Raw genomic sequence first — 13348 nt, forward strand, 5'->3', positions numbered from 1 at the left:
AAGCCCCCTATCTTGTTTTTCCGGCATGTCATGACCGCTGCATGTTTATTTCAGCACATCCATCAGGTTCTGTTTCTTATCTGTATCAACCTTGCGGATTTCGAGCTCAATTCCCATATCATTGAGTTTCTTGAAGGCCGCAATATCCTCATCATCGACCGAGACAGCACTCGTGATCTGATGCTTGCCTTCATGGAAGCTCATGCCGCCGATATTGACGCTCTTGATGGGTACGCCGTGCTCCACAAGATACAGCACGCTCGACGGATTTGTAAAGAGCAGCAGGCAGCGGTCGTTTTCATACTTCGGGTTGTTGTAAACGCGAACGGCCTTCGCGAGGTCAACGACATGGCTCTTGATGCCGGCCGGTGCGACCTGTTTTAAAAGCGTCGAACGAATCTTATCCTTGGCAACTTCATCATCGCAGACAATGATGCGCTGGCAGTTCGTGGCTTTCGACCATACCGTTGCGACCTGCCCGTGAATCAGGCGGTCATCAATTCTTGCTAATACGATTTTCATTAGAGATCCTCCTCCTCTTCATCATCGGCAATCTGGCTGGCATGGAAAAACTGCATACCGCTCTTGCCGGCTTCTGCTGCTTTCTGCATGAGCTCCTGAATGCTGAGACCTTCGTCCATCATCTGCGCACTGCACATCTCGATGAGCATCGGCAGATTGACGCCCGTTACGATGCCATACGCTTCGTTGCCAATGACGAGCCGGCAGGCTGCGTTATACGGGCTGCCGCCAAAAAGATCATTGAGGAACAGCACACCGCCTGAGCAATCCAGCTCCTTGATGGCTTCCTCATACTTCTTGACAACATCGTCAGGTCCTTCGCCCGGCACGAGCGTGACGGCGCGGACATTCTTCTGTTCCCCGCAGATCATCTCACAGGATTTCACCAGTTCTTTTGCAAAAAGTCCATGCGTACCAACTATGATAGCAAACATTTAGCATAACCTCCCCTTATAATAACTCCTTACGATTTTCCCGACCTAATACAATGCAAGATGCGTGCCAACTTTGTGTATCAAAGACTTGATCATCTTTCAGGCCTATGTTTCGTAACTTTTTCCTTTCAGTAGCGTCAAATCAATACTATATCGTTCAAATTAGATACTCTACCTGCCGTGTTTTATCGTGTTTTGATACTGTACTATAAAAAATTGCGCAAAAATAATACACTGCTGTCTATAAAACCAGCAGTGTACTTAGTGTATCGATTTGTTAAATCATCTCAGCCATAAAATAAATTTCATCATCTGCCAAATGCAGCTGCAGTGAGGCCTCAAAAACCGCGGCGGCCTGATGCAGGACTTTGATTTTTTCAGCGGTCAGACTGCCAGCCGTCTTATCATAATGCAGGGGCTTATGCATGACGGCACGTTCCAGAGCACAGCCGCAGTGTACGAGCAGGCGGATGCGCAGGGGATTTGTCAGGGGCTTAGGCAAATTCTCCATCAGCCTATGATCAAATTCCAGCAGCAGCGGCATGACTTTGTCGGGATTCAGATACGTCAGGAACTTGCGCAGAGACTCCTCACAGAGCTTGCGCACGACGGGAGCCCCTTGACTGTGCTCCGGCAGATTGGCGATGCCGCCGACAATTTCCATCAGCGTATTTTCGCCATTCCCATCGATGAGCGCCTCCAAAGGGATAAACGGGATTTCCATTTGCGGCTTTTTGACGCCGACTGCTGCAACAATGTGATGCTCCTCGGCAATTTCCCGCAGATGCTCCTCGAGTTTGACAAGCCCCACGGGAATCACCGTGAGCGGATGGCCGGACTGACCGAGAATATCCTCCACCAGAGCCTTAAGCTTCAGTGCTGTGCCCTGCCCCGTTGAGCAAATAGTAACGATGACGCCATCATCATTTTCTGCCATATCTTCCTCTTTGGTAATGTCACTTGTCTCATAGCCATGGAAACTCAAAAGGGCATCATAGAGCCCTTCAAGGTCCATCCCCGCCAGCTCCGCCTTGCGCATAGCTTCAAGAATCAACGGCGTTGAGACCATATCAATAGTTCTTACCGGCACCTCAAGACGTTCCGCGAGAATCGGACCGAGATTGCACAGAGAGCCCATATCCGCAAGAATCAGGACGCCTTTAAGGCAGCGCATGGCCCGCAGCATCACAAACATTTTGTCGAGGACTTCCTGCGGTTTGACTTCAAGCGGCATATCCACAGCGAGTACGCTGACGTCCGTCGTACCGAACAGACGCTGTGCGACCTCGACCATCGATGTGGCCGTACTCTGTCCATGCGTAGCCACCACGATGACGACGCGGTCTTCCATATCATCGTCCTCAGCCGACTCCAAGAGCAGCGCAATGTACTCAATCTCCACGCGCGGCACTTCCAAATGATAATGCTTGCTGATGAAGCCGCCAATTTCCATTGCGACTTCAAGACACAGAGAATCCTGCGGCACAGCACCTTCAATTTCCGTATAAGAGATGGTATCCTTTGACTTGACGCGCTTGAGAAAAGCCGAAAGGTGCAGGCTGAAGGCATAGAGAAAGCGGTCGTGATAACTGCGGTTCATGCGTTTCTGCACATAAAGTGCCACCTGTTCCGAAAAATCAATCAGGGATTCATCGACAATCTTCAAAAGACGTTCCCGCGTCGTCATGTTGACGGAATTCTTCTTATTATATAGGGTGCGCACGTAGACATTGACATCGGTCGCCACAATCTGCTTGATGAGGTCGCTGCTGATGCCCTCGCCCTTCAGCAGTTCGACTTTTTCTTCAACAACCTGATAGAGATTGAAGGGTTCCACATCATTTTCTTCATTTTCAAGGTGAAAGTCGGGTCCCGGCGGCACGATGATGCACGAGTCACTGCCGAGTTCCTTCGTGACTTCGGTCAGGGCCTGGCGATTGGCCGACAAAGTCAAAAGGCCATTTCGGATCTGCTGCGGCAGCATCTTGAAGTCGACTTCCATATAGTCGGGGCTGTCAATGCCATTTAAGAAAGCCTGTGCACAGAGCAGCTTGATATTGGACTTGAGCTGACCGACATTGCCATTGCCGATGCTGCCGACGAGGGCCTTGATGGATTCCACCCCGACGCGTATCGGCTTCTTGACGCGCTGTGCCTCGTCCTGAAACATCAGCTTGATGATATCGAGCTTCTCAGCCAGCGTGCGTTCGACAAGCGGCGGGATTTTCATGATGTTCGGGATGCGGCGCACAAACGTCTTCGTAAGAGCCGAGTCCGGGTCTTCCGTCGTCGCGCCGATAATAAGGACTTTCGCCCTGCGGTCGCGCCGCGTTTCGCCGAGGCGGTTGAACGTGCCTGTATCCATGAAGTAGAAAATCATTTCCTGCCCTTCCGGCGGCAGACGGTGAATTTCGTCAAGAAAGAGTACGCCGCCGTCCGCTTCTTCAACAAGACCCGCTTTCGACTGCTCGGCTCCCGTAAACGCCCCTTTGACATAGCCAAAGACATGTGAAATCAGGAGCTGCGGATTGTTGTAATAATCCGCACAGTTGAACGTCACAAACGGCGCATCCTCGGCAAAACGGTGCATGGCCTTGCCATATTCAAACATCATATGGGCAAACAGGGTCTTGCCGACGCCGGTCTGACCGACAATCAGCGTGTGCAGGCCGTCGGGCGGGTAAAGAATGGCCGCTTTGGCCTGCTCAACCTGACGTTTGAGGCTGCGGTCCGCGCCAATCAGCCGCGCAAATGGATTTTCAGGAACTTTGGGCTCCTGTTCCTGCACAATTGACTCGACATCCTCAAATTGACAGGGGCCGTGTCCAAGCCCGACCTGCAGTACTTTTTCGAGAGTCTCCCTGTCAAAATAACGGACCGGACGCCCTGCAAACTTCACGATTTTCCCCTGACGGTGCAGTTCATTGAGCTCCTTCGAGACATTATTGCGCAGAATGCCGAGCTCTTCGGCAATCTCCTGTGCATCAAAGCCAACGCGTCCTTTTATCTCATTCTCCGGCAATGCCGCAGATTTTTCCTGAATATACGCATAGATACGTTCCCCTCGTTTCATCTGCTATTTCCCCTTCACATCGCTGCATCATTTCCATATCACATATGTTCCTTTCCATTATAACAGATATCGAAAATTTCACATCCGCCAATTCCGCAAAATCACAATATGACAAATGTCATATTACCATTGCGTCATATTGTGACGCATATCAGCTGATTTTATCTTTGTTTTATCGTATTATAAGAACTGTCAGATAGATAAACAGCCCGCCACGTCAGGGGCTGTAACGAGTGAAAGAGAGGTACTATCATGGAAATCGCATTCTGCCGTATTGATGACCGCCTGATTCACGGCCAGGTCGCAACCGTTTGGACAAAGGTAACGGGCTGCAACCGCATCATGTGCTGCAACGACGATGTTGCACAGGACACGCTGCGCAAAAAACTCTTGCTGCAGGTCGCTCCTCCGGGCATCAAGGCTTATGTTGTGCCAGTCGAGAAAGCTGTCGCAGCCTACAAAAACCCGAAATACGCTCCTTTTAAGACGCTCTTCCTGTTCACGAATCCGCGCGATGTCGTGCGCGCTGTCAAAGGCGGCATTCCGTTTAAATCCGTTAACCTTGGCGGCATGACGTATAAAGACGGCGATACGCTGATTTCGCAGGCTGTCGCGGTCAACAAAGAAGACGCCGCTGCCATCAAGGAACTCGTCGACATGGGCATCGAAGTCGAGATCCGCAAGCTCGCGAACGAGCCGAAAAAAGACGCCATCGAAGCACTCAAAGCAAAAAATCTGCTCTAATGGGGGAAACAGGGCGGCAGTGATACCAGATAATAGATAACAGAGACAAAAAGCTGCCGCTCTCAAATATAAGGGGGAACAAAGAAAATGACGACAATTCAGTTCATTCTTCTCATCCTCGTCGCGGCCGTAGCCGGCATGGGCTCGGTCCTCGACGAATGCCAATTCCATCGTCCGCTTGTCGCCTGCACGCTCGTCGGCCTTGTGCTCGGTGACATCACAACCGGTATTATCCTCGGCGGTACACTTGAAATGCTCGCACTCGGCTGGATGAACGTCGGCGCTGCCATGGCACCTGACGCCGCACTTGCGTCCGTTATCTCCGCCATCCTCGTCATCGTCGGCCACCAGAGCATCGGTGCCGGCATCGCCATTGCCGTGCCGCTCGCTGCTGCCGGCCAGGTCCTGACTATTTTCGTTCGTACGATCACCGTCTTCTTCCAGCACCTCGCCGATAAATTTGCCCTCGATGCCAACGGATTCGGCATCGAGATGTGCCATATCGGCGGCCTCTTACTGCAGGCTATCCGCGTAGCAGTTCCGGCTGCCCTCGTCGCTGCCATTGCCGGCACGGACACGGTCAACGCCCTGCTCGCTTCGATTCCTGAGGTCATCACGCGCGGCCTGCAGGTTTCCGGCGGTTTCATCGTCGTCGTAGGTTATGCAATGGTCATCAACATGATGAATGCAAAATCCCTCATGCCGTTCTTCTTCCTCGGCTTCCTCATCGCCGTATTCACGAATGTCAACCTCATCGGCTTTGGCGCCATCGGCCTCATCGCTGCTTATTTCCACATCAAGGGTCTGCAGCGTGACATCGCCATCGAGCAGGCAGCCCAGACGGGCGGTCCGGCAGCTGGCGGCGACGGCCTCGATGATATCGACGATTCGGATCTCATGTAAGGAGGGGCAGCATCATGGAAAAATCACTCAGCAAAAAAGATCTCGTCAACATCTTTATCCGTTCAAACTTCCTGCTCGGCTCCTTCAACTTCGAGCGCATGCAGGCCATCGGCTTCTGCGTCTCGCTGCTGCCGGCCCTGCGCAAAGTCTATAAGGGCGACAAACCGGCCATGGCCGCAGCCATGAAGCGTCACCTCGAGTTCTTCAACACGCAGCCGTTCCTCGCCACCCCGATCATGGGCATCACGGCCGCCATGGAAGAAAAGAAGGCCAACGGCGCGGACATCAGCGATCAGACGATCTCCGGCGTCAAGGTCGGCCTCATGGGCCCGCTCGCCGGCGTCGGCGACCCGATTTTCTGGGGCACGCTGCGTCCGGTGCTCGCCGCCCTCGGTGCCGGCATTGCCCTGACGGGCAGCATTATGGGCCCGCTGATTTTCTTCCTCGTCTTTAACGCCATCCGCCTTGCCACGAACTGGTACGGCGTCATGTACGGCTACAGCAAAGGCACAGAACTCGTCGATGAAATGGGCGGCAACAAGATGCGCTTCCTCACGGAAGGTTCTTCCGTCCTCGGACTTCTCGTCATGGGCGCTCTCGTCGCCAAGTGGACGACCGTCAATATGCCGCTCGTGCTCTCAAGCTACACGAACAGCGCCGGTGAGCAGGTCACGACGACCGTACAGACCATTCTCGACAGCCTGATGCCTGGCATCGTCCCGCTTCTCATGACGTTTGCCTGCATGTGGCTGCTGAAGAAAAATGTCAATCCGCTCATCATCATCCTCGGCCTCTTTGCTCTCGGCATTGTCGGCTATGCGATTGGCCTCTTCGCTTAAAAAATAGTATCTCTCCATATTTTATATAAGCCCTCAGCAGATCCCTATCCCTGCTGAGGGCTGTTGCTTTCTCATAAAACATTGACTTTTAGCCTTTGCTTCTATTACTATGGAAACAAATATTCAAATACTATGGAAGCAAAGCAATGCTTCAACAGACAATCCCTATCGAGAGGAAGTGAACCAGCCTGTGCAAAGTCCCCACCATCCGCATATCATGACACGGGCCCGCGAGAAACAATGTATCGCCATCCTGCTTGCCGTCATCATCGTCGCCATCACGTTAGGAGGGCTGTACTCCCAGAATCACGACTTCAGTCTCAGACAGGACGAACACCGCCGAAAATTCGGCGCCGTCTACATGACGCTGAACAATCCGTTCTACGAAATTATAGATGAGGAAATCCGCACGGTCGTAGAGGACCACGGCGATGTCCTGCTCTCAAGAGACCCTGCCCTTTCTGTCGAGAAGCAGACCGAAGAAGTCAAAGACCTCATCGCCGACGGCGTTTCCGTCATTTTTCTGAATCCGGTGGATTTTGAACGCATGGGGCCGGCCCTTGAATCCGCCCGGGCAGCGCATGTCCCCGTCATCACGATTGATACCAATGTACAGGACAGTGAGTACGTCGCCTCGACCATCGAAACGGATAATTACGCGGCAGGCGTTGCCTGCGCCGAGCATCTTCTCACCACGGCCCCGAGTGCCAAAATTCTGCTGCTCAAGCACAGCACGGCCCACTCCGCCGTGGACCGCATCGACGGCTTCAAGGAAACCATAGCCGGCCACGAGGGCTTCACCATTCTCGATGAAGAGGAATGTGACGGCCAGCTTGAGCTTGCCATGCCCGCCACCGAAAAAATGCTGCAGCGCCATCCGGAGGCCGATACCATCATGGCCCTCAACGACCCCTCCGCCCTCGGCGCCATGGCAGCCCTCGAATCTCTGGGCAGGCTGCAGGGATTCCGCGTTTACGGCGTCGATGGCGTGCCCGAAACAAAAGAGCTGATTCTTGCCGGCCGCATGACGGCCACGGCAGGACAGTCGCCGCGCCGCATCGGCCATATCGCGGCCGAGCAGGCTTACGAACTTCTACAGGGAAAAAGCATTGACCAGCTCATCCAGCTGCCCACGCATCTCTGGACGCACGATAATCTGACCTCTGCACAAACAAAGGAGTGGGATTAAGCGTGAAACAAAATGCTTATCATCAGGCCAAACGCCTTGCCAAGGCACTCGATGCCAGCGAACTCCGCGCCATGCACGACATCCTGACCATCTACAATGGCATGGCCGTTGTGCTCATCGCCGGCTTCATGAGTATCACACAATTGAAAATCATCCAGACCATGAATGCCCATACATTTTTGGCACAGCTGCCGAGCCTGCCTCTGCCGCCCGCTGCCATCCTGATCGATTCGGCAGGGGCATTCCTGCTGCTCGTCCTGCTCGGCTGGCTTTACCGCGAGGGGCCCCTGCCTGCCGTCATGCGCTATATCTGTCTGGGGCTGGAAATCATCGTCTGCGTCATCATCATGCGCAGTCTGAATCTCGCCTATGACGGCGTTGTCCTGCTCGTCGTGGCGGATCTTTTGCACCGCTATTCCGGACGCCACCAGCTCATCCTGCTCACCGTGGCCATGATGGGCCTTTATGCCATCGTCGACTACAACCTCGCGTCCTTTACCAACCATCTGTCCCCTTTTGACGCCTACACCTCTTACTATGCGGTGGAGCCGCGTGCCTGGATTATCGCCGTTCACCACGGCCTGACTTCCATCAATCTCATTCTCTTCGTCTTTTACCTGACTTTGCTCATCCGGCAGAATCATCAGGAAAAACAGCGCATCGCCAGTCTCAATGCCCAGCTTGAAGAGGCCAACACCCGCCTGCGGGCGTATGCCATCGAGGCAGAATCCATGGCAGAGACACGCGAACGCAACCGTCTGGCGCGCGAAATCCACGATACGCTCGGCCATGCCCTCACAGGCATAGCCGCCGGCCTCGATGCCACGAACATCCTCATGGATATTGCCCCCGACAAAGCCAAGGAGCAGCTTGTCAAAATCAAGGAGATTGCCCTGCGCGGTCTCAAGGACGTGCGCCGCAGCGTCAAGAAACTGCGGCCCGACGACTTGGAACAATTATCCCTCAGGCAGGCCATCGAGCACATGATTGCAGAATTTGCCGATTCGACCGGCATGAAAATAAAATTTGATGTACTGCAGTGGCCGGAACGCCTGCGCCCTGACCAGGAAGAGGTACTTTACCGCGTTGTGCAGGAAGGCATGACCAATGCCCGCCGCCACGGCCATGCCGAGCATCTCACCATTACGATTGGCTCTCGGCGCGGCATCGTCTATCTCGTGCTTGCCGACGACGGCTGCGGCGTCGATACCAGAAAGCTGGAAAAAGGCTTCGGCCTGCGCCATATGCAGGAACGCCTTGCCCTGCTGCATGGCAAACTTCGTTATTGGAGCGACCAGGGCTTTACTCTTGAAGCCATCTTACCGGAAAATGAGGAGGCATCCAGATTCTTATGAATACCAAAAAAATCAAGGTCATGATTGCCGATGACCAGGAACTCATACGCGAGAGCCTGAGCATCGTGCTTGGCACCAACGCCGATATGGCGGTCACCGGACTCGCGGGCAACGGCCGCGAGCTTCTGGAACTCATCAAAAAAAATCCTCCCGACGTCGTGCTCATGGATGTGCGCATGCCGGAACTTGACGGCGTCGAGGCCACCCGCGCCGTCAAAGCCCAATGGCCGCAGGTGCGCATCATCATCCTCACGACGTTTGATGACGACGAATACGTCTTCAATGCCCTCAAATACGGCGCGAGCGGCTACCTTTTAAAAGGTGTCTCCGTGCCGGAGCTCAGCAATGCCATCCGCACGGTCGCTCAGGGCGGCGCCATGATCAATCCCGGCATCGTCGCGAAGGTCGTCAAATTCTTTAACCAGATGGCACAGTCGAGCCTCGCGACCGACCCCGAGTACACGAAGGGCATCGAAGTCCTGAACCGGACGGAGCGCAACATCGCCCTGCTCGTCGGCCGCGGCCTCTCGAATAAAGAAATCTCCGGCAGACTTTCCCTCTCAGACGGCACCATCCGCAACGGACTTTCCTCCGCACTCGCAAAACTCGGGCTGCGCGACCGCACGCAGCTGGCCATTTGGGCCGTGCAGACGGGACTTGCCAACGGCGAGGTCACGCCATGAGTGAGCAAAAACACGGACTGCAAAGATTTCGCCGGCCCCCTCGCTTTCTTTTGGGGCTGCTTTTTGCCTATCTCTTCGTCTTTCTGGCACTCTGCAAGATGGAGCCCCAGCCCATCATCCTGCGCGTCGGACTCTTTGCCGGCAGCAATTGGGACGTTCCCCAAGGCAACAGCTATGCCTACATCGATGAAGTCATCGCGAAATTCGAAGCCGAGCATCCTAATGTCAAAGTCGTCTATCAAAGCGGCATCCGCAAGGAAGATTACAGTGAATGGCTCGCTGGCAAGGCTCTGGCAGGCGAAATGCCGGATCTATTCCTGATTCCGCAAAATGACTTCAATCTTTATACGAACCGCGGGGCCCTTGCCCCTTTGGATACACTAGCCAAAGATGATGCAAATTTCGAGCTTGCCGACTTCTATCCGACGCCGCTTGCCTACGGACGCAGCAGCGAAGCGGGCCCCCTTTATGCCCTGCCCGTCGAATGCGTACCGCGGCTGATGTTCGTCAACCGGACACTCCTCTCACGCGAGGGCATTCCCCTGCCCGATGACGACTGGACATGGGATGATTTCTTGTCCATCTGCCAAAAAGTCACGCGCGATACGGACGGCGACGGCCGCCTTGACCAATTCGGCGTTTACGGCTACACATGGCAGGATGCTGTCATCACCAGCGGGCAGAAACTCTTTCGCGCCGACGGCAAGGCTTCGTACTTTGCCAATCCGCGCATCGAAGATGCCATCCGCTTCACGATTGCCCTGCATCAGACTCAGCAGGGACAGACCGTACAGGAGCGCGATTTTGACCTCGGACACGTTGCGTTCCGCCCGTTCAGCTTTGCGGCCTACCGCACGTATCAGCCCTATCCGTGGCGCATCAAGAAAGCAACGAATTTCGAATGGGACTGCATCCGCCTGCCGCGCGGCCCTGAGGGAAAAAATACCTCCCCGATTCAGACGCTCTTGATGGGCATCAATGCGCAGACGAAGCAGCGACAGCTGGCTTGGGAATTTTTAAAGGCTGTCTGCTACGAAAAGGAAAACCAGCAAAAGCTTCTGACCCTCTCCGCTGCCCTGCCCGTGCACCGCGGCATCATCGAAAATGCAACGTCTGCTGAACTTTTCGGCCCTGCCGCCGACGAAAAAAGCGGCCGCAGCCCTCAGGCTGTCAGCCGCGTCATCGAGGAAGGTTCCCTCCCCGACCGTTTTCCGCAGTACAGCGAAACCATCCTGCTCGCCGACCGCGAAATCCAAAAACTCATTCAGGGCAGTCTCACAGAGACCAACGCCATGAACCGTCTGCCAAAAAAAGTTAACGACCTGCTTCTTAAATAGTCCGGATGAACGAATCAGGCAATGATTCCATGCTTTTTCAGATACGCATAGATGCCATCCTCTTCATTCGAGCAAGTGAATGCCGTCGCTGCCTCTTTGACTTTCTCTGGGGCATTGCCCATGGCCACGCTCGTGCCGGTATAACGGAGCATCTCAAGGTCATTGTAGTTGTCGCCGAAGGACAGCGACTCCTCTGCCTTAAGGCCGTAATGCTGCAGCATAACCTCAATGCCGCTTGCCTTTGTCACGGACTTGTCCATGATTTCGAGCAGAGTGGAAAACGAACGCACGATATTTAAGGAAGGAAACAGCGCCTGCAGCTCCTTCTCGGCCCGCTCGCAGTCATCCGGCTCCATCATCATGAGGATTTTGTGCGGCAGAATACCCTTTTGCAGGCAGGCGGCAAAATCTGCTTTTTCGGCCTTGGCCTCGGTAATCTCCATCTCAAAAACGACGCGCGGGTCCGTTACGTCTTTGACATACCAGTGATGACCGGCATAGTAATTGATGGTCGCATCGGGGAAACGGCTTTCAGCCTCCTTGAAAAAAGCAGCGGTCACGTCTTTTTTCATGACGGTGCTGGCAAGCGTCTCGCCTTCTTTCGTCAGCACGAGCGCCCCGCTGTAGCAGATCAGGGGAATCGTGATGCCCATCTTTTCTGTGATGGGATAGATTGCTTCCGGCATGCGGGCCGAAACCAGTACAAAGGGAATATCTTGTTGCAAAAGCCCCTTGACGGCCTCTTCCGTACGCTTTGTCACATGCTTGTCATCCGTCAGCAGCGTCCCGTCGATGTCCGAGAATACAATCTTTACCATGTCGCTTCCCCCAAATCTTTTTTATACAATCCCTTGTTCATGCCCTGCATGGGCGTTTCAGCCAGCCTGCTGTGCATCTTCGGCAAGGTCATGAATCATTTCGAAGCTGAAAGAGCCGGCAAGGCCGTAATACTTGATGGCCAACGGCAGATTCATGCCGCTCACGACTACTGAGCGTTCCGCGAGACCCGAACGCGCCAGCAGCAGCCGCACCTCATGGTCAGCCGTGCTGCCAAACGTATCCGTCAGGAAGATGAACTGCTCATCCGGATTTTTCCTGAGGTCACGGCTGAGGGCAGCGGCCAGCTGACGTACACTTCTTTCATAATACGGCTGTATAAAGTCGATTGCCGTGACGTCCGGCTGGTCAAAATAATGCGTAAGGGCATCTTTCAAAGCAGAAGCAAGGCATTCGTTGGCTACAAAATAGAGTTTCATGATAAAGTCCTCCTTATTATCTTGATAACCTTTAAAAATTCACCTTGCGCGCTCAGTGGTGTTTTTTCTTTCTGTCTGTATCATAGCAAATACCGCATCGTTCTGCCAGCAAAATACGCCATTTTTTGTTGCAAAAAACGGGAAAATCGGCCATAATTTGTTTTTAACAACATAATTGTAATATAGAAACAAGGAAAAGAACAATCGTCAGACAATATAAGAGGTGGTTTCCCATGCATACCCGCGAACGCCGGACAGCCCTGCTGAGCATCATCAAGGAACGAAAGAAAGTCAACGTTACAAAACTTGCAGAGGAATTAGACGTCACGACCATGACCATACGGCGCGACCTCAAGAGGCTGGCCACAGAAAATATCGTGACGCTCGTACATGGCGGTGCCATATACAACGAAGGAGGCCTCGCGCTGGCCTCGGTCGGCGCGCGGGCGCTTCTGAATCAGCGTGACAAGAATGAGCTTGGCAAATACTGTGCCGGCCTTGTACAGGAAGGCAATGCCATTTACCTCGACTCGGGCTCGACCTGCATGAGCATCGCCGCAGCCCTGTCGGGGCGCAAAAACATTGCCGTGCTGACAAATTCGCTGGCCGTGATGAACATTTTAGCCAGCAGCTCGGGCCTGCAGCTCTTCTCAATGGGCGGCATCTTCGATTACGGCACGAATGGTTTCTTCGGCGACCTTGCCTGCCGCACAATTCGCGGCTTCCGCATCGACCTCGCTTTCTTGGGCGTCAGTTCCCTCTCTTTAGAAGGCGGCGTCATGTCGCCAACGGCGAACGATCAGGCCCTCAAAAAAACCTTGTTTGAAGCCGCCCGCCGAAAAATCGTCGTCGTCGACCACACAAAAATTGGCCGTGAATCTTTCCTGCGCGTCGCCGACCTGCGCGAAATCGACACACTTGTGACCGACAAAAAGGCTGACAAAGATTTCATTGCCGGCGCCCGCCGTCAGGGTGTCGAAATCGTACAGATTTGAAAAAAGAACAGATGCCTG

Annotated in this window: 13 protein-coding genes; 8 read left to right on the top strand and 5 right to left on the bottom strand. The window is 53.9% G+C overall.

The window, feature by feature from the left end:
* Window positions 1-45 precede the first annotated feature (45 nt).
* The 3 genes from ACE419_RS06670 to ACE419_RS06680 all read right to left on the bottom strand — a co-directional run bounded on the left by ACE419_RS06670 (window position 46) and on the right by ACE419_RS06680 (window position 4029).
* Entirely contained in the window at window positions 46-522 is a 477-nt protein-coding gene (locus ACE419_RS06670) for a mannose/fructose/sorbose PTS transporter subunit IIB (protein WP_432646898.1), read from the bottom strand.
* On the bottom strand, window positions 522-956 hold the full coding sequence (locus ACE419_RS06675; RefSeq protein WP_432646899.1) for a PTS sugar transporter subunit IIA: 435 nt from the start codon (window positions 954-956) through the stop codon (window positions 522-524). Before ACE419_RS06675 ends, ACE419_RS06670 begins: the two co-directional genes overlap by 1 nt.
* Window positions 957-1233: 277 nt before the next feature.
* Window positions 1234-4029: a sigma-54-dependent transcriptional regulator gene (locus tag ACE419_RS06680; RefSeq protein WP_435721436.1), complete on the bottom strand. Its 2796-nt coding sequence runs from the start codon at window positions 4027-4029 to the stop codon at window positions 1234-1236.
* A gap of 252 nt (window positions 4030-4281) precedes the next feature.
* Between ACE419_RS06680 and ACE419_RS06685 the strand changes: the two genes are divergently transcribed.
* From ACE419_RS06685 to ACE419_RS06715, 7 genes are all read left to right on the top strand, one after another.
* Window positions 4282-4773 (top strand): PTS sugar transporter subunit IIB, encoded by a 492-nt coding sequence (locus ACE419_RS06685; protein WP_432646901.1) that lies wholly within the window; start codon window positions 4282-4284, stop codon window positions 4771-4773.
* An 87-nt stretch (window positions 4774-4860) separates the two neighbouring features.
* The gene (locus tag ACE419_RS06690) at window positions 4861-5676 is read left to right on the top strand and encodes a PTS mannose/fructose/sorbose transporter subunit IIC (protein ID WP_432646902.1); all 816 of its coding nucleotides are present in this window, start codon (window positions 4861-4863) and stop codon (window positions 5674-5676) included.
* A gap of 14 nt (window positions 5677-5690) precedes the next feature.
* On the top strand, window positions 5691-6515 hold the full coding sequence (gene manZ / locus ACE419_RS06695) for a PTS mannose transporter subunit IID (protein ID WP_432646903.1): 825 nt from the start codon (window positions 5691-5693) through the stop codon (window positions 6513-6515).
* Window positions 6516-6705: 190 nt separating this feature from the next.
* Window positions 6706-7704 carry a sugar ABC transporter substrate-binding protein gene (locus ACE419_RS06700; protein ID WP_435721437.1) on the top strand — a complete coding sequence of 333 codons (999 nt, stop codon included), beginning with the start codon at window positions 6706-6708 and terminating at the stop codon, window positions 7702-7704.
* A gap of 2 nt (window positions 7705-7706) precedes the next feature.
* Window positions 7707-9059: a sensor histidine kinase gene (locus ACE419_RS06705; protein ID WP_435721438.1), complete on the top strand. Its 1353-nt coding sequence runs from the start codon at window positions 7707-7709 to the stop codon at window positions 9057-9059.
* Window positions 9056-9742, top strand: a complete 687-nt coding sequence (locus ACE419_RS06710) for a response regulator (RefSeq protein WP_432647491.1) — start codon at window positions 9056-9058, stop codon at window positions 9740-9742. The genes ACE419_RS06705 and ACE419_RS06710 overlap by 4 nt, the downstream gene beginning before the upstream one ends.
* The gene (locus ACE419_RS06715; RefSeq protein WP_435721439.1) at window positions 9739-11079 is read left to right on the top strand and encodes an ABC transporter substrate-binding protein; all 1341 of its coding nucleotides are present in this window, start codon (window positions 9739-9741) and stop codon (window positions 11077-11079) included. Before ACE419_RS06710 ends, ACE419_RS06715 begins: the two co-directional genes overlap by 4 nt.
* 14 nt (window positions 11080-11093) lie before the next feature.
* On the opposite strand, the gene ACE419_RS06720 is transcribed toward ACE419_RS06715, so the two are convergent.
* Window positions 11094-11897: a Cof-type HAD-IIB family hydrolase gene (locus ACE419_RS06720; RefSeq protein WP_435721440.1), complete on the bottom strand. Its 804-nt coding sequence runs from the start codon at window positions 11895-11897 to the stop codon at window positions 11094-11096.
* Window positions 11898-11954: 57 nt separating this feature from the next.
* Entirely contained in the window at window positions 11955-12335 is a 381-nt protein-coding gene (locus ACE419_RS06725; protein ID WP_435721441.1) for a PTS sugar transporter subunit IIA, read from the bottom strand.
* A gap of 233 nt (window positions 12336-12568) precedes the next feature.
* Between ACE419_RS06725 and ACE419_RS06730 the strand changes: the two genes are divergently transcribed.
* Window positions 12569-13330, top strand: coding sequence for a DeoR/GlpR family DNA-binding transcription regulator (locus ACE419_RS06730; RefSeq protein WP_432647495.1), 762 nt, complete (start codon window positions 12569-12571; stop codon window positions 13328-13330).
* The last annotated feature ends 18 nt before the right edge of the window (window positions 13331-13348 follow it).

Source organism: Mitsuokella apri, assembly GCF_047974105.1.
Lineage (GTDB): Bacteria > Bacillota > Negativicutes > Selenomonadales > Selenomonadaceae > Mitsuokella.